The sequence below is a fragment of the Cellulomonas fimi genome (assembly GCF_012952065.1).
Lineage (GTDB): Bacteria > Actinomycetota > Actinomycetes > Actinomycetales > Cellulomonadaceae > Pengzhenrongella > Pengzhenrongella fimi_A.
Genome location: NZ_JABCJJ010000001.1, coordinates 140,760 through 157,438, shown reverse-complemented (window position 1 = coordinate 157,438; position 16,679 = coordinate 140,760). Strand labels below are relative to the sequence as shown.

The window sequence follows — 16,679 nt, the reverse complement described above, 5'->3', positions numbered from 1 at the left end:
CCGCCCGGTCGCTGCGCCTGCGCGCCGCCCGCCCGGAGGCGTGCCACAGTGTCCCGTCCGGACGCGCGGTGAGCGGGAGGTGTGATGGGGCGGCTCCCTTCGCCCGTCTGGTCGGCCCGCGACCTGGTGGACCGGCTCGCCCGCCAGTCCCCCGCGCGCCTCGCGCTCGGCGTCTTCGCCTCCGTGGTCGCGATCTTCACCGGGCTGCTCTCGCTCCCGGCCGCGACCGCGACGGGCGAGCGCGCACCCTTCGTGGACGCGTTCTTCACCGCGACGTCGGCCGTGTGCGTGACCGGCCTCGTGACGGTGGACACCGGCACGTACTGGTCCCCGCTCGGGCAGGTGTTCATCCTCGTCGCGATCAAGATCGGCGGGCTCGGCGTCATGACGCTCGCGTCGCTGCTCGGGATGGCGGTCTCGCGGCGCATCGGGCTCACCCAGCGGCTGCTCGTCTCGTCCGAGACCAAGATGACGCGGCTGGGCGAGGTCGGCTCGCTCGTCCGGACCGTCATCGTGACGTCGACCCTTTTCGAGGTGGCGATCGCGGTCGTCCTCGTCCCCCGGTTCGTGGCGCTCGGGGAGGAGTGGGGCCGGGCCACCTGGCACGGCGTCTTCTACGCGGTCTCGGCGTTCAACAACGCCGGCTTCATCCCGACCACCGAGGGGCTCGGCCCGTTCGTCTCCGACTGGTGGGTGCTGCTGCCGATCATCGTCGGCGTGTTCGTGGGTTCGCTGGGCTTCCCGGTGATCCTCGACGTGATCCGCCGGTTCCGGACGCCGCGCCGCTGGAACCTGCACTCCAAGCTCACGCTCGTGACGAGCGCCGGGCTGGTCGTGTTCGGCTCGGCCGTGGTCGCGGCGTTCGAGTGGACCAACCCCCGCACCTTCGCGCCGCTCGACTGGCCGGCGACCATCCTGGCGTCGCTGTTCGCCGGCGTCATGCCCCGCTCGGGCGGGTTCTCGACCGTCCAGGTCGGCGAGATGCGCGAGGGCACCTGGCTGCTCAACGACGCGCTCATGTTCGTCGGCGGCGGCAGCGCCTCGACCGCGGGCGGCATCAAGGTGACGACGCTCGCCGTCATGCTCCTCGCCATCGTCGCCGAGGCCCGTGGCGACCGTGACGTCGAGGCGTTCGGGCGCCGGATCCCCCGCGAGGCGCTGCACACCGCCATCGCGGTGTCCTTCGTCAGTGCGACCATCGTGCTGGTGGCCAGCCTCGCGCTGCTCGCGATCACCGACCTGACCCTCGACGTCGTGCTGTTCGAGGTGATCTCGGCGTTCGCGACGGTCGGGCTGTCGACCGGCATCACCAACGACCTGCCCGACGAGGGCAAGTACGTGCTCGCCCTGCTCATGTTCGTCGGCCGCACCGGCACGATGACCCTGGCGGCGGCGCTCGCGCTGCGCAGCCGACGCCGCGTGATCCGGTACCCGGAAGAGAGGCCCATCATTGGCTGAGAAGAAGGGGGCGCTGCGGCCCCCCAAGCCGCCCGCCGCCCAGGACGCCGGTGTCCTCGTCATCGGCCTCGGCCGGTTCGGGTCGGCCATCGCGAGCACGCTCGAGGCGCTCGGTCACGACGTGCTCGCGGTCGAGCGGGACGCCGACCTCGTCGCGCAGTGGGCCGGGCGGGTCCCGCTCGTGGAGGCGGACGCGACCAACCCCGAGGCGCTCGAGCAGCTCGGTGCGCGGGACTTCTCGGTCGCCGTCGTCGGGGTCGGGTCGTACCTCGAGGCGAGCGTGCTGATCACCGGCAACCTCGTGGACCTGGGCACCCCGCAGATCTGGGCCAAGGCGATCTCGAACGAGCACGCCCGCATCCTGCAGCGCATCGGCGCGCACCACGTCGTGCTGCCCGAGGCCGACGCCGGCGCCCGGGTCGCGCACCTCGTCTCCGGGAAGATGCTGGACTACATCGAGGTCGAGGACGGGTTCACGATCGTCAAGATGCGCCCGCCGAAGGAGACGCAGGGCTTCACGATCGCGCAGACCAAGGTCCACGAGCGCTACGGCGTCACGATCATCGGTGTGAAGAGCCCGGGCGAGGACTTCGTCTACGCCGAGCCGGACACGCGGATCTCCGCGAACGACCTGCTCATCGTGTCGGGGCACGCCGACCTGCTCGAGCGGTTCGCGGCGCGGCCGTGAGGGGTACGGCTCGTCAGCGGCCCCGCGTCGTGGCCTCGGCGGCGAGCTCGCGCGAGCGGTCGCGCGCCGCCTCGGCCGCGGCGAGGAACGCCGCCCGCACGCCGTGCGCGTCGAGCTCGCGGACCGCGGCGACGGTCGTGCCGCCGGGTGACGACACGCGCTCGCGCAGCACGACGGGGTGCTCACCGCCGTCGAGGAGCGCGGCCGAGCCGACGATCGTCTGCACGGCGAGCTGCCGGGCGCGGTCCCGGGTCAGCCCGAGGAGCACGCCCGCCTCGGCCATCGCGTCCGCGACGTAGAACACGTACGCCGGGCCCGAGCCCGAGATCGCCGTGACGGCGTCGAGGTCCTTCTCGTCGGCCCGGACCACGAGGCCCGTGCTCGCGAGCACCCGCTCGGCGAGCGCGAGGTGCTCCTCGGTCGCGTGCGTTCCCGCGCTGATCGCGCTCGCACCCTTGCCGACCACGGCGGGCGTGTTCGGCATCACCCGCACGACCGGCGCGCCGGTCGGCAGCCGCTCCTCGTAGAACGCGCACGGCAGGCCCGCCGCGACGCTGATGACGAGCGTGCCGGGTCGGAGCGCGTCGGTGATCTCCGCGAGCACTCCCCCGACGTCCTTGGGCTTGACCGCGACGACGACGACGTCGGCCCGGCGGACGGTCTTCGCGTTGCCGTCCGCCGCACGCACGCCGTACGTCCCGGAGAGCTCGTTCGCGCGGAGCGCCGAGGGCTCGGTGACGGCGACGTCGTCGACGTCCCACCCCGAGGCGAGCACGCCGGCGAGCAGCGCCTCCCCCATCACGCCGCCGCCGAGAATGGCGAGGCGCGGGTGCGTCGTCGTGCCGGTCGGGCCGGTGCCGTTCGGGCTCATGGGTGCTCCTTGCCAGGGCTGTGGTGCGTCGGGGTGGCTCGTCGGGTGGAGCGCGTCAGAGCGGGAAGGCCTCGTAGAAGTCCGCGACGACGTCCGCGGGCCCGACGGCCTGGAGCAGCGCGGTGCCGTTGGTCCAGGTCGCGGTCCCGGTGCCGTCGGCGGCGGTCGTGAGGGTCCACTCTCCGGCGGGCTGGCCACCGACCACGACCTGGCCCGACGTCGGGGCGGCAGGGGGCGTCGCCGTCGCGTCGTCGGACGCGCCGGTGGCTGCCGGCTGGGGCGCAGCAGCCGGGGCGTCGCTCGTCACGATGGCGCCGTAGGCGGCGGCCGCCTCCTCGGGCGTCTCCCACTGGCCGGCGTAGAGCATCACGGTGCCCGAGCCGCCGTCGGAGTACTCCACCTGGTAGCCCTCGAGCGCACCCGCGGCGATGAGGGGGGCGTGCTCGGTGACGCTCGTGAGCGCGTAGGACAGCACCGAGTCGGGCAGCGCGTCGGCGAACGGCGAGAGGGGCTGCCGGGCGGCGGGCGCGATGGTGGGTGTCGGCGAGGGCAGGACGACCGTGCTGGGCGACGGAGCCGCCTGCGGGTCGCCGTCGAAGGCGCCGGACAGCGCGGCCGCGGCACCGCCGACCACCAGGATCCCGGCGACGACGCCCCCGACGAGCAGGAGACGACGGCGCGAGGTGTCGCGCGCGGGGCCGTCGGCCGACACGGGGCCGTCGGCCGACACAGGGCGGCCGTCCGCCGCAGGGCGACCGTCCGCCGCAGGGCGACCGTCCGCCGCGGGGCGGTCGCGCTCCGCCGGACGGTCGTCGCCCGACGCCACGGGGTCCCAGCGCGGCGTCGTCGGCCGTCCCGCGTCGTTCCCCGGCGTGCTCTGCGTCATCCTGCGTGCCTCCCTGCCGGCGCCACGGTCGTTCGCGGTGCGTCCCGGGGAAGCCTACGCACTGGGCGACGCACCGTCGGCGGCCCGGCGCGGCGAGTGTGTCGGTGGCTCCGGCTAGCGTTCGCGACGTGCCAGCCTCCTCAGCCGCCCGCCCACCTGCCGGCCGTCCCCCTGCCGCCCGCCGGGTCGAGCGGGCACCGAGACCTGCCTTCCGGTGCGGCGAGTGCGGCTGGACCACCGCCAAGTGGGTCGGCCGTTGCGGCGAGTGCCAGGCGTGGGGGTCGGTGGCGGAGGACACAGGCCCCGGCGGCGCGGCGCCGCGGACGACGGCGACGAGCCCGGCCCGCACGCCGGCCCAGCCCATCGGCGACATCGACGTCGAGGCAGCGAGGGCGCGCCCGACCGGCGTCGGCGAGCTCGACCGCGTGCTCGGCGGCGGGCTCGTGCCCGGTGCCGTGGTCCTGCTCGCCGGGGAGCCGGGCGTCGGCAAGTCGACGCTGCTTCTCGACGTCGCCGCGCGGGCGGCCCGCGGCGGCCGACGCGTGCTCTACGTGACCGGGGAGGAGTCGGCCGGTCAGGTCCGCCTGCGCGCGGAGCGGATCCGTGCGCTCGACCCGAACCTGCTGCTCGCGGCCGAGACCGACCTGGGAACGGTGCTCGGCCACCTCGAGCAGGTGGAGCCCGACCTGCTGGTGGTCGACTCGGTGCAGACGATCGCCTCGACCCTGGTCGACGGCGCTCCGGGTGGCGTGGCACAGGTCCGCGAGGTCGCTGCGGCGCTGATCGCGGTGGCGAAGGACCGCGACCTGCCCGTCCTCCTGGTCGGCCACGTGACCAAGGACGGATCGATCGCCGGGCCGCGCACGCTCGAGCACCTGGTGGACGTGGTGTGCCAGTTCGAGGGCGACCGGCACTCGCGGCTGCGGCTCGTGCGGGCGACCAAGAACCGCTACGGGCCGACGGACGAGGTCGGGTGCTTCGACCTGTCCGAGACGGGCATCGTGGGGCTCACCGACCCCAGCGGGCTGTTCGTGTCGCACGCGCTCCACCACGTCCCGGGCACATGCGTGACGGTCACGCTCGAGGGTCGACGCCCGCTCGCGACAGAGGTCCAGGCGCTCGTCGCCCCGAGCGTCCTGAGCAACCCCCGACGGACCACGAGCGGTGTCGACTCGAGCCGGCTGGCCATGGTGCTCGCGGTGCTCCAGCGGCGGGTGGGGGCGCGGCTGGTCGATCAGGACGTCTACGTGTCCACCGTGGGCGGCGCACGGGTCGTCGAGCCGGCGGCGGACCTCGCGCTCGCCCTCGCGACGGTGAGCGCACGAGAGAACGTCCCGCTGCTCGCGGGCGTCGTCGCGCTCGGCGAGGTCGGCCTCGCGGGCGAGATCCGACCGGTGGCCGGTGTCGCGCGGCGCCTGTCGGAAGCAGCGCGCCTCGGGTTCACGCACGGCGTGGTCCCGCGCGGCTCGGTCGAGCCGACGGCGGCCCCGGCCGGCATGACGTTGCACGAGGTCGGCGACCTCGCCGAGGCCGTGCTCCTGAGCAGCGGGCCACGGAGCCGACCCGCGTAGCGGACGGTGCCGGTCCCTGCGCCGACGACCGGCGTACAGTCCGCTCCGACGAGCACGGAAAGCCGCGAGACGACCGTGGCGCGTGTCCGCGTCGCGATCCCGCTGCACCGTTAGGATCCGCTCGTGGCCCCCCACCTCACTCCCGACGACCTGCTGCGGACGACTCTCGCAGCCGTCGCTCCCGGCGGGGAGCTCCGCGAGGGCCTCGACCGCATCCTGCGCGGCCGCACCGGGGCCCTGATCGTCCTGGGATTCGATCGCACGGTCGAGACCATCTCCTCGGGCGGGTTCGCCCTCGAGGTCGAGTTCTCCGCGACGCGCCTGCGCGAGCTCGCGAAGATGGACGGTGCGATCGTCCTCGACAAGGACGCCACCAATATCCTCCGCGCAGCCGTGCAGCTGCTGCCGGACCCCACCATCGAGACCACGGAGTCGGGCACCCGGCACCGCACCGCCGAGCGCGTCGCCAAGCAGACCGGCTTCCCCGTGATCTCGGTGAGCCAGTCGATGCGGATCGTCGCGCTCTACGTGGGTGGGTTCCGGTACGTGCTCGAGGACGCCGACACGATCCTGTCGCGCGCGAACCAGGCGCTCGCGACCCTCGAGCGGTACAAGTCCCGGCTCGACGAGGTGAGCGGGACGCTGTCCGCGCTCGAGATCGAGGACCTGGTCACGGTGCGGGACGTGTCCGCCGTCGTGCAGCGGCTCGAGATGGTGCGCCGGATCTCCGAGGAGATCGCCGGCTACGTCATCGAGCTCGGCACCGACGGCAGGCTCCTCGCGCTGCAGCTCGACGAGCTCATCGGCGGCATCGGGTCGGACCGCGAGCTGGTCATCCGCGACTACGTCGAGAGCCCGCGCAAGGAGCACGACGTGCCGGAGGTCCAGGCCGCCCTCGCGTCGCTCGACTCGACCGAGCTGCTGGACCTGGCCCACATCGCGGGGGTCCTCGGCCTGCCAGGCGGCGGCGACGCGCTCGACGCGGCCGCCGGTCCGCGCGGGTACCGCCTGCTCTCGAAGGTCCCGCGCCTGCCGGGGTCGATCGTCGACCGGCTCGTCGGCCACTTCGGCAGCCTGCAGAAGCTCCTCGCCGCGAGCATCGAGGACCTGATGACGGTCGACGGCGTCGGCGAGCAGCGCGCCCGGGCGGTGCGCGAGGGCCTCTCGCGCCTCGCCGAGTCGAGCATCCTCGAGCGCTACGTCTGACCGCGCCCCGCCCTTGCCGGGCGCCCACACGTCCCGGCGACGTCCGAGGGCGCTCGCGCTACTTGAGGGTGAAGACCGCCGGCTGGGCGCTCGTGCCGAGGAGCGACAGCACGGCCTGGTACGTGCCCGCGCGCGGCTCGGGGAGGCCCGCCGGGCAGCCCTCGCCCGAGCGGACGCGCTGCCACGTGATCTCGGCGGGGTCCTGCGCGCCCGTGCCGAGGAGGATCTGACGCGACGCGGTCTCCGGGGCGGCACAGTCCTTCGTCGACCAGATGCGGTCGGCGCCTGACGTGATGAGGACCTCGCGCGTGGCGTCACCCGCGTCGACCGTGCACGGCACGTCGCCGATGTTGGTGATCGACGCCCGCAGCACGGGGTCGGCGTCGGCCGCGTACTCGAGGGCGTCGGTGGTGAGCGCGAGCTGCAGGCTGTCGGGCGTGCAGTCGACCGGGGCCGCCGGAGCGTCCTCGGCATCGTCCTCGGCGGCGTCGACCGCGCCGGCGCCGGTGCCCTCGTCGCTCGCGTCGGCGGCGGTCTCCCCAGCGCCCTCGGCCGCCGTCGTCTGCCCGGCCGCTGCGGCGGCGTCGTCGGGTCCGAAGCGACCGAGGGCGATCGAGCCGAGCGCCACGAGGCCCCACACCACGGCGCCCAGCACGACGAGCACGACCAGCCGACGTACCCAGTACACCCGCGGAGGGTTCGGCCCGGCGGGGTGCAGCACCGTGCTCATCGCTCCTCCTCGACCGTGGGCTCCTCGTCGACCGCGTTCGACTCACCGTAACGACCGCGCCCGCCGCAGGTCGCGAGGGCACGCCGGTGCGCGGTGACCTGCCGACGAGGCCGGGGCATGGGAGAGGATTCGGAGGTGCCCGCACCCGACGTCACCCGGACCACGCGGCCCCGGACCGACTCGCGACGGCCGACGGCCACCGCCGGGGGGCCGGTCACCGGGGCCCTCGCGGCCGCCCAGGCGTCCGCGCTCCGCTCCGGTGTCGTCGACTGGTTCGCCGAGCACGCACGCGACCTGCCGTGGCGGGCGCCCGACCGCACGCCGTGGGGTGTGCTCGTGAGCGAGGTGATGCTGCAGCAGACGCCGGTCGTGCGCGTCCTGCCCGCCTGGACCGCGTGGACGGCGCGCTGGCCGACGCCCGCCGACCTCGCGGCCGCGAGCCCCGCCGACGTGCTGCGCGCATGGGACCGGCTCGGCTACCCGCGGCGCGCGCTGCGGCTGCAGGAGTGCGCGCGCGCGATCACCGAGCACCACGGGGGCGTCGTGCCCGACGACGAGGCCCGGCTCCGCGCGCTGCCCGGCATCGGCGCGTACACGGCGGCCGCGGTCGTGGCGTTCGCGTTCGGCGGGCGGTCGGTCGTGCTCGACACCAACGTGCGGCGGGTCCTCGCGCGGACCGTGGACGGCGCGGCGCTGCCGGCCCCGAGCCAGAGTGTCGGCGAGACCGCCCGGGCGGCCGCGCTCGTCCCGCCCGGCCCGGCGGACGCGGCACGCTGGGCGGCGGCGTCGATGGAGCTCGGAGCCCTGGTGTGCACGGCGCGGGCCCCGCGGTGCGAGGCCTGCCCGGTCGCGGAGCTCTGCGCGTGGCGGCTGGCGGGTCGGCCGCCGGACGAGCACGCTGCCCGACGCCGCACCCAGGCCTGGGCGGGCACCGACCGCCAGGTGCGCGGCCGCGTCATGGCGCTGCTCCGCGACGCACCGCTGCCCGTGCCGGGCGAGGTGGTCGACGAGGCGTGGCCGGACCGCGCCCAGCTGCGTCGATGCGTGGCGGGACTGGTCGCCGACGGACTGGTCGAGGAGGTCGCCGCCCCCGCCGACGACGCCCTCCCGGCCTACCGTCTCCCCCTCGCGCCCGTCGGCTGACACCCCGCCCGCCGACCGGGCGAAACGTCCGCGGCCGGCGTCGAGCGGGTCAGTCCAGCTCGACGAGCATGCGCGTGTTGCCGAGGGTGTTGGGCTTCACGCGCGCGAGGTCGAGGAACTCCGCGACGCCGTCGTCGTGCGAGCGCAGCAGCTCGGCGTAGACGTCCGCAGACACCGGCGTGCCCTCGATCGGCGCGAACCCGTGCGCCCGGAAGAAGTCGACCTCGAACGTGAGGCAGAAGAGGCGGCGCAGCCCGAGCACCCGTGCACGCTCGACGAGCCCGTCCAGCAGCGCGTGCCCGACGCCGTGCCCGCGCCATCCCGGCGCGACCGCGAGCGTCCGGATCTCGGCGAGGTCCTGCCACATGACGTGCAGCGCCCCGCAGCCGATCACCAGTGCGCCGCCCGGCTGACCACCGCTGTCCGCGACCGTCCGGGAGTCGCGGGCAGCGTCGCCCGCCACCGCGTCGGCCACCAGGAACTCCTGGACCGCCTCGTAGTAGCCGACCATCTCCTTGGCGAGCAGGATGCGCTCGCTCGCGTACGGCTCGACGAGGTCCCGGATCGCGGGCACGTCCGCCGGGCGCGCGGGCCGGATCGTGAGATCGGGATTCGTCACGCGGACCACCTAACCACCGCGGAGCGTCCGGGCACTCACACCATGTCGCCCGGCCAGCCGAGCCGTCCGTGCAGCACCGGCTCACCGGCTCGGTCGACGCCGTTCGGCGTGCGGTCACCTGAGCGCGTCCCGTTCCGCCCCTTCGCGTGCCTCGCGGCCGCGCCGGACCGCGCGCGCCAGGTGTCGAGCAGCAGGGCGGCCGTCCGCTCGTCCACGACCAGGTCCGTCACGACGCCGGCGCGCAGCGCGGCGAGCAGCGGGACCACCTTGTTGTCCCCGGCCACGACGCACACGCGCCTGGGCACCCGGTCGAGCTCCTGCGGCGTGGGACCCGTCGCCCGCGCGTTGAGCGCGACGTCCCGGTAGCTGCCGTCGGCGCGCAGGAAGACGGTGCAGACGTCCCCCACGACGCCTTCCGCGTGCAGCAGCGCGACGTCGTCGTCGTCGAGGTAGCCGGCGGCGTACACGTGGCTCGGCACCGTACCGGCGACGGCCCCCACAGAGAAGACCACGATGTCTGCACGTCGTTGCACGTCAAGGACCCGCTGCACCGAGCGTTCGCGCCACATCGCCGCCTTGGTGTGCGGGAAGTCGAAGAAGGCCGGCACCGGGAAGTGGTGCACCGCCGCGTCGAACGCCGAGCCGAAGCTCGAGATGAGGTCGCTGGCGTACTCGATCCCGCTGGTCCGCGTGTTCGCGGCCCCGTTGAGCTGCACGACGGCGCTGCCCCGGGTGGGCTTGTAGGTCAGGTGCCGGCTGACCGCGGCGAGCGTCGTCCCCCACGCGATCCCCAGGACCATGTCCGAGTCGAACCACGAGGCGAGCAGGCGCGCGGAGGTGATCGCCACCTGCTCGAGGCGGTCGATGTGCGCAGAGGAGTCGGGCACCGGGACGACGTAGGTGGCGATGCCGAAGGCGTTGCCGATGCTCTGGCCGAGCCCCGGCGCCCGGCTGCTCGCGGGTCGCAGGGTGATCTCGACGAGACCCGTCTCGCGGGCCCGCTTGATGAGCCTCGAGACGGTCGAGCGCGAGGTCCCGAGGTGCCGCGCGATGACCTCCATCTTCATGTCCTGGAGGTAGTACATCGCGGCCGCCCGGAGGACGTCCTGCTCTCGTTCGGGCACCGCCGCACCCTCCGTCCCGAGGACGGCGGTGCACATTCGTGCACCAGGGTTGCGCGTCCGTTCGAGCCATGGCAAGCATAGGGCTGCGTTCGGAACCAGGTCGGATGCCCACATGCCGCGACCGCTGCACGGGCCCTTCCCGGTGGCCGGGACATGCAGGTCAGGAGGACCACGGTGAAGATGGCGGCACTCACGGCGGAACGGCGGGCGGCGGCGCTCGACGTCCTGGAGGGCAGCTCCGCGGCCCACGAGCTGGACGTCCTGGTGATCGGCGGCGGCGTCACCGGTGCAGGCATCACGCTCGACGCCGTCACGCGAGGGCTCAAGGTCGCGGTCGTCGAGGCGCAGGACTGGGCCAGCGGGACGTCGAGCCGGTCGAGCAAGCTGGTCCACGGCGGTCTGCGCTACCTCCAGATGCTCGACTTCCATCTGGTCCGCGAGGCCCTGACCGAGCGGGACCTCCTCATCACGCGCCTGGCCCCGCACCTCGTGCGCCCGGTCTCGTTCCTGTACCCGCTCGAGAACCGGGTGTGGGAGCGCGCCTACGTCGGGGCCGGCGTCGCGCTGTACGACACGCTCGCGAGCGTCAACGGCCGCCGCCGGGCCATGCCCATCCACCGCCACGTGGGGCGCAAGGGGCTCGAGCGGCTCTTCCCGGACCTCCGGCACGACGCCGCGATCGGGGCCGTCCGCTACTGGGACGCCAGCGTCGACGACGCGCGCCTCGTCTCGACCCTGATCCGCACGGCCGTCTCCTACGGGGCGGCCGCGGCGTCCCGGACCCAGGTCACCGGGATGCTGACGACCGAGGGCGGCACGGTGATCGGCGCGACGGTCCAGGACCTCGAGACGGGCCGCTCGATCGAGGTGCGGGCCCGGCAGGTCGTCAATGCGACCGGCGTCTGGACCGAGGAGACCGAGTCCCTGGCCGGCACCGACGGCGGGCTGCGCGTGCTCGCCTCGAAGGGCATCCACATCGTGGTGCCGCGCGACCGGATCGCGGGCGACACGGGGCTGATCCTGCAGACGGAGAAGAGCGTGCTCTTCATCATCCCGTGGTCCCGCTACTGGGTGATCGGGACGACGGACACCCCGTGGACGCAGGAGCTCGTGCACCCGGTCGCCAACGCGGCCGACATCGACTACGTCATCGACCACGCCAACACCGTGCTCGCGCGGCCGATCTCCCGCGAGGACGTCATCGGCACCTGGGCCGGGCTGCGCCCGCTGCTGCAGCCGGGGACCAAGGAGGGCACGTCGTCGGCCAAGGTCTCGCGCGAGCACACGGTCGCGTCGCCGACGCCGGGGCTCACCGTCATCGCCGGCGGGAAGCTCACGACGTACCGGGTCATGGCCAAGGACGCGGTCGACTTCGCGCTCGGGGGCCGGGCGCACTCGCTGCCGTCGGTCACGGACACCATCCCCCTGGCCGGCGCCGAGGGCCTCGTGGTCCTCAGACGACAGGCGCCGACGATCGCGCGGCGCTACGGGTGGAGCCGCGCGATGCTCGACCACCTGCTGCACCGCTACGGCTCGCTGCTGGCCGAGCTGGTCGAGACGGTCGACGCCGAGCCCTCGCTGGGCACGCCGCTCGCCGCGGCTCCGGCGTACCTGCGTGCGGAGATCGCCTACGCGGTCACGCACGAGGGCGCGCTGCACCTCGACGACGTGATGATGCACCGCACGCGCCTCAACTACGAGGTCGCGGACCGCGGGCTCGGCGCGCTCGAGGAGATCGCCGACATCATCGGCCCGCTGCTGGGCTGGGACGACGCCACGCGCGAGCGCGAGCTGGCCGCGTACCGCGAGCGCGCGGAGGCCGAGGCGGCCGCGGAGCTCGAGCCGGACGACGAGTCCGCCGAGCAGGTGCGCCTGCGCGCGTCGGAGATCGCGCCGCTCCAGCCGATCACCGCCACCTGAGCTTGCGGTCCTCGGGCCTTGCGTGGGCCTGCGGACCGGAGGTTCTCGGGGTACCCCCCGGGAACGACATGACAGCGACGTCAGAGGAACGAGGTCGAAGTGGACAGTCTCATGTCCGAAGCATTCGTGTCCGAGATCATGGGCACGGCCATGCTGATCCTGCTCGGCGCCGGGGTGGTGGCCAACGTGATCCTGCCCCGGAACAAGGGGTTTGACAGCGGCTGGCTCGTCATCAACTTCGGGTGGGGGCTCGCGGTCTTCGCGGGTGTCTACACCGCGTTCAAGTCTGGCGCCCACCTCAACCCCGCGGTCACCCTCGGCCTGTACACGGCGGACCTGCCGTTCGCCGTGATCGACGACGTGGCGATCGAACCCACCTTCGGCAACATGCTCCTGTACTTCGCCGCGGAGCTCATCGGTGCGTTCCTCGGTGCCGTGCTGGCCTTCCTCGCCTACAAGAAGCACTTCGACGAGGACGCCGACCCCGCGACCAAGCTCGCCGTCTTCTCCACGGGACCGGCGATCCGCTCCTACGGCTGGAACGTCGTCACCGAGGTCCTCGGCACGTTCGTCCTCGTGTTCGTCGTCATCGCGTTCGGCAGCACCCCGACAGGGCTGGGCCCCCTCGCGGTCGCCCTCCTCGTCGTCGCGATCGGCGCGAGCCTGGGTGGCCCGACGGGCTACGCGATCAACCCCGCCCGCGACCTCGGTCCGCGCATCGCGCACGCGCTCCTGCCGATCCGCGGCAAGGGCTCGAGCGACTGGGCGTACAGCTGGGTGCCGATCGTCGGCCCCCTGCTCGGAGGCGCCATCGCCGGTTGGGTCGGCGCCTGGTACGTCGGCTGACGCGGCTTCACCGCACAGGCGTCTCATGACATCTGCGCTTCATGACATCTGCACTTCATTCACCTCCAGAGGACGGACGCACCATGGCTGACTACGTACTCGCGATCGACCAGGGGACCACGAGCTCACGCGCGATCATCTTCAACCACGGCGGGACCATCGTGGAGACGGGACAGCTCGAGCACGAGCAGATCTTCCCGCGGGCCGGATGGGTCGAGCACGACGCCGAGGAGATCTGGCGGAACACCCGGGAGGTCGTGGGGCTCGCGCTCACCCGCGCCAACCTGACCCACCGCGACATCGTCGCCGTCGGCATCACCAACCAGCGCGAGACCACGGTGGTCTGGGAGAAGAGCACCGGCAAGCCGGTCTACAACGCGATCGTCTGGCAGGACACGCGGACGCAGAAGATCGTGGAGGAGCTCGGGGCCCTGGGCGGCGGCGCGGAGCGGTACAAGGACCGCGTCGGGCTCCCGCTGGCCACCTACTTCTCCGGGCCCAAGGTCAAGTGGATCCTCGACAACGTCGACGGCGCCCGGGAGAAGGCCGAGCGGGGCGAGCTGCTCTTCGGCAACACGGATGCGTGGGTCCTGTGGAACATGACCGGCGGGCCCGACGGCGGCGTCCACGTCACCGACCCGACGAACGCCTCGCGCACCATGCTCATGAACCTCGACACGCTCTCCTGGAACGAGGAGATCGCGGGCGAGATGGGCATCCCGATGTCCATGCTCCCGGAGATCCGCTCGTCCTCCGAGGTGTACGGCGAGGGCCGTGAGGGCGGGATGGTCCCGGGCGTGCCGATCGCCGGAATCCTCGGCGACCAGCAGGCGGCGACCTTCGGGCAGGCGTGCTTCGAGGTGGGCACCGCGAAGAACACGTACGGCACGGGCAACTTCATGCTGCTCAACACCGGCACCGAGCCGATCCCGTCGAAGAACGGGCTGCTCACGACGGTCTGCTACAAGATCGGCGACCAGCCGACGCGCTACGCGCTCGAGGGCTCGATCGCCGTCTCGGGGTCGTTGGTCCAGTGGCTGCGCGACAACCTCGGGCTGATCTCCTCGGCGCCCGAGATCGAGCAGCTCGCGGCGACGGTCGAGGACAACGGGGGCGCGTACTTCGTGCCCGCGTTCTCGGGGCTGTTCGCGCCGTACTGGCGGTCCGACGCGCGGGGCGCGCTCGTCGGGCTGACCCGGTACGTCAACAAGGGCCACATCGCCCGGGCCGTGCTCGAGGCGACGGCGTTCCAGACCCGCGAGGTCCTGGACGCGATGAACGCCGACTCGGGGGTCGACCTCACCGAGCTCAAGGTGGACGGCGGGATGGTCGCGAACGAGACCCTCATGCAGTTCCAGGCGGACATCCTCGGCGTCCCGGTCATCCGGCCCAAGGTCGCGGAGACGACGGCGCTCGGGGCGGCCTACGCGGCCGGCATCGCCGTCGGGTTCTGGAGCGGTGAGCAGGACGTCATCGACAACTGGGCCGAGGACAAGCGCTGGGAGCCGTCGATGGAGTCCGGCGAGCGGGACCGCCAGTACCGCCTGTGGAAGAAGGCCGTCACGAAGACCTTCGACTGGGTCGACGACGACGTGAAGTAACGCGTCCACCCGTCACCAGGCGGCCGAGCTGTCAGAGCCACGTGAACCTCGAGGTTCACGTGGCTCTGACACGTCAGTGGAAGCTCGCGCCGCCGTTGACGTCGATGACGGCACCGCTGACGAACGCCGCGCCGTCGGAGGCGAGGTAGACCGCCGCCGCCGCGACGTCGGCCGGCACGCCGCCCCGGCCGACCGGGATCCCCGCGACGACCGCGCGCTGCGTCTCGACGGGCGTGTGCGTCTCCTGGAACGGCGTCTCGCCGATGAACCCGGGCGCGATCGAGTTCGCCGTGATCCCGCGCGGCCCGAGCTCCTTGGCGAGCCCGCGCGTCATGCCGTCCATGCCGGCCTTCGACGCCGCGTACGCGACAGCGCCCTGCCCGCCGCCGTTCTGCCCGGCCTGCGAGCTGATCGAGATGATCCGGCCGCCGTCGCCCATGTGCTCGAGCGCGGCGCGCGTCACGTAGAACATGCTCGTGAGGTTGAGGTCGATCACGGCGTGCCAGTGCTCGTCGGACATCTCGGCGACCGGCACCCGGCCCACGAGCCCGCCGGCGTTGTTGACGAGGATGTCGATCCCCCCGCCGAGCGCGGCGGCCGCCTGCCCGACCACGTCACGCACCTGGGTGCTGTCCGTCGCGTCGAGCGCGTACGCGACGGCGCGCCGCCCGAAGCCGGCGACCAGGTCGACCACGTGCGCGGCGTCGTGCGTGCGGTAGGTGACGGCGACGTCGGCGCCCGCGCGCGCGAGCTCGACCGCGATCGCCTGCCCGATGCCGGTCCCCGCGCCCGTGACGAGCGCGCGCCTGCCGGTGAGGTCCTGGAGGGGTCCGGCGGCCATCGGTCCGGCGGCCATCAGCGGTCCACCCGTGCGCCGCCGCCGCCTGCGAGCTTGAGCACCTCGGCCTTGGTCACCATCGTCGTGTCTCCCGGGGTGGTCATCGCGAGCGCACCGTGCGCCGCGCCGTACTCGACCGCCGTCTGCAACGGCTCGCCCTCGAGCAGCCCGTAGATGAGCCCCGACGCGAAGGAGTCACCCCCGCCGACGCGGTCCATGATCTCGAGGCGCTCGCGGTGCGTCGCCTGCACGACACCGGTCTCGCGCGACCAGGCGATCGCACCCCAGTCGTTGATGGAGGCGGATCGAACCGTGCGCATCGTCGTGCCGATGACCGTGAAGTTCGGGTACGCGGCCGCGGCCTTCTCGATCATCGCGGCGAACTTGTCGACCTCGAGCGCCGAGAGGTTCTCGTCGACGCCCTCGACCTCGAAGCCGAGCGAGGCCGTGAAGTCCTCCTCGTTGCCGATCATGACGTCAATGTGCGTGGCGATCTCGCGGTTGACCTCCTGCGCCTTGGCCTGCCCGCCGATCGCCTTCCACAGGCTCGGGCGGTAGTTGAGGTCGTACGAGACCACGGTGCCGTGCTTCTTCGCGGCCGTGACGGCCTCGATGACGGTCTCGGCCGCCGACTCGCTCAGCGCGGCGAAGATCCCGCCGGTGTGGAACCAGCGGACGCCGAGCTCACCGAACAGGTGGTCCCAGTCGACGTCGCCGGGCCTCAGCTGCGACGCCGCGGTGTTGCCGCGGTCGGAGACGCCGACCGCGCCGCGCACGCCGAACCCGCGCTCGGTGAAATTGAGCCCGTTGCGCACGCCGCGGCCGATGCCGTCGTACGGGACCCACCGGATGAACTGGGTGTCGAGCCCGCCGGTGAGGATGAAGTCCTCGACCAGGCGCCCGATCTCGTTGTCCGCGAGCGCGGTGACGACCGCGCCGCGCAGGCCGAACGCCCGGCGCAGGCCGCGGGCCACGTTGTACTCGCCGCCGCCCTCCCAGGCCTTGAACGAGCGGGCGGTCCGGATGCGGCCCTCGCCCGGGTCGAGGCGGAGCATGACCTCGCCGAGCGAGACGGCGTCGTAGCGGCACTCGGAGGCGGGGCGGATGGTCAGGGCGGTCGACGTCGACTCGGTCATCTACGGGTCCTCGATCGGTCTCGTGGGTGCGGGTGAGGGTTC

General features: G+C 73.2%; 15 protein-coding genes. 8 read left to right on the top strand and 7 right to left on the bottom strand.

The window, feature by feature from the left end; translation table 11 throughout:
• Positions 1–84 precede the first annotated feature (84 nt).
• Together HIR71_RS00780 and HIR71_RS00775 are read left to right on the top strand one after the other, a co-directional pair.
• Positions 85–1,458 (top strand): TrkH family potassium uptake protein, encoded by a 1,374-nt coding sequence (locus HIR71_RS00780; RefSeq protein WP_169322694.1) that lies wholly within the window; start codon positions 85–87, stop codon positions 1,456–1,458.
• Entirely contained in the window at positions 1,451–2,146 is a 696-nt protein-coding gene (locus HIR71_RS00775) for a potassium channel family protein (RefSeq protein ID WP_249051435.1), read from the top strand. The genes HIR71_RS00780 and HIR71_RS00775 overlap by 8 nt, the downstream gene beginning before the upstream one ends.
• Positions 2,147–2,159: 13 nt before the next feature.
• On the opposite strand, the gene proC is transcribed toward HIR71_RS00775, so the two are convergent.
• Entirely contained in the window at positions 2,160–3,017 is an 858-nt protein-coding gene (proC, locus tag HIR71_RS00770; RefSeq protein ID WP_169322693.1) for a pyrroline-5-carboxylate reductase, read from the bottom strand.
• A 55-nt stretch (positions 3,018–3,072) separates the two neighbouring features.
• Positions 3,073–3,903: a hypothetical protein gene (locus tag HIR71_RS00765; RefSeq protein WP_169322692.1), complete on the bottom strand. Its 831-nt coding sequence runs from the start codon at positions 3,901–3,903 to the stop codon at positions 3,073–3,075.
• A 128-nt stretch (positions 3,904–4,031) separates the two neighbouring features.
• On the opposite strand from HIR71_RS00765, the gene radA reads away from it, so the two are divergent.
• Positions 4,032–5,474, top strand: a complete 1,443-nt coding sequence (radA, locus tag HIR71_RS00760; RefSeq protein WP_169322691.1) for a DNA repair protein RadA — start codon at positions 4,032–4,034, stop codon at positions 5,472–5,474.
• Between the two features lie 123 nt (positions 5,475–5,597).
• Positions 5,598–6,680 carry a DNA integrity scanning diadenylate cyclase DisA gene (gene disA / locus HIR71_RS00755; protein WP_169322690.1) on the top strand — a complete coding sequence of 361 codons (1,083 nt, stop codon included), beginning with the start codon at positions 5,598–5,600 and terminating at the stop codon, positions 6,678–6,680.
• Between the two features lie 58 nt (positions 6,681–6,738).
• Here the strand turns inward: disA and HIR71_RS00750 are convergent, their stop codons facing one another.
• On the bottom strand, positions 6,739–7,410 hold the full coding sequence (locus HIR71_RS00750) for a hypothetical protein (RefSeq protein WP_169322689.1): 672 nt from the start codon (positions 7,408–7,410) through the stop codon (positions 6,739–6,741).
• 135 nt (positions 7,411–7,545) lie between these two features.
• On the opposite strand from HIR71_RS00750, the gene HIR71_RS00745 reads away from it, so the two are divergent.
• The gene (locus tag HIR71_RS00745; RefSeq protein WP_396030730.1) at positions 7,546–8,553 is read left to right on the top strand and encodes an A/G-specific adenine glycosylase; all 1,008 of its coding nucleotides are present in this window, start codon (positions 7,546–7,548) and stop codon (positions 8,551–8,553) included.
• A gap of 49 nt (positions 8,554–8,602) precedes the next feature.
• Here HIR71_RS00745 and HIR71_RS00740 read toward each other — a convergent pair whose 3' ends face one another.
• On the bottom strand, positions 8,603–9,172 hold the full coding sequence (locus HIR71_RS00740) for an amino-acid N-acetyltransferase (RefSeq protein ID WP_169322687.1): 570 nt from the start codon (positions 9,170–9,172) through the stop codon (positions 8,603–8,605).
• Between the two features lie 35 nt (positions 9,173–9,207).
• Positions 9,208–10,332 carry a sugar-binding transcriptional regulator gene (locus HIR71_RS00735; RefSeq protein WP_169322686.1) on the bottom strand — a complete coding sequence of 375 codons (1,125 nt, stop codon included), beginning with the start codon at positions 10,330–10,332 and terminating at the stop codon, positions 9,208–9,210.
• A gap of 144 nt (positions 10,333–10,476) precedes the next feature.
• Between HIR71_RS00735 and HIR71_RS00730 the strand changes: the two genes are divergently transcribed.
• The 3 genes from HIR71_RS00730 to glpK all read left to right on the top strand — a co-directional run bounded on the left by HIR71_RS00730 (position 10,477) and on the right by glpK (position 14,663).
• On the top strand, positions 10,477–12,216 hold the full coding sequence (locus tag HIR71_RS00730) for a glycerol-3-phosphate dehydrogenase/oxidase (protein ID WP_169322850.1): 1,740 nt from the start codon (positions 10,477–10,479) through the stop codon (positions 12,214–12,216).
• A 111-nt stretch (positions 12,217–12,327) separates the two neighbouring features.
• Positions 12,328–13,062 (top strand): MIP/aquaporin family protein, encoded by a 735-nt coding sequence (locus HIR71_RS00725; RefSeq protein ID WP_169322685.1) that lies wholly within the window; start codon positions 12,328–12,330, stop codon positions 13,060–13,062.
• 83 nt (positions 13,063–13,145) lie between these two features.
• Complete coding sequence (gene glpK / locus HIR71_RS00720; protein WP_169322684.1) at positions 13,146–14,663, top strand: glycerol kinase GlpK; 1,518 nt, start codon at positions 13,146–13,148, stop codon at positions 14,661–14,663.
• Between the two features lie 73 nt (positions 14,664–14,736).
• Here the strand turns inward: glpK and HIR71_RS00715 are convergent, their stop codons facing one another.
• Both HIR71_RS00715 and HIR71_RS00710 read right to left on the bottom strand, forming a co-directional pair.
• Positions 14,737–15,519: an SDR family NAD(P)-dependent oxidoreductase gene (locus HIR71_RS00715; RefSeq protein WP_249051434.1), complete on the bottom strand. Its 783-nt coding sequence runs from the start codon at positions 15,517–15,519 to the stop codon at positions 14,737–14,739.
• Entirely contained in the window at positions 15,519–16,637 is a 1,119-nt protein-coding gene (locus HIR71_RS00710; protein WP_169322683.1) for a sugar kinase, read from the bottom strand. The genes HIR71_RS00715 and HIR71_RS00710 overlap by 1 nt, the downstream gene beginning before the upstream one ends.
• Positions 16,638–16,679 lie beyond the last annotated feature (42 nt).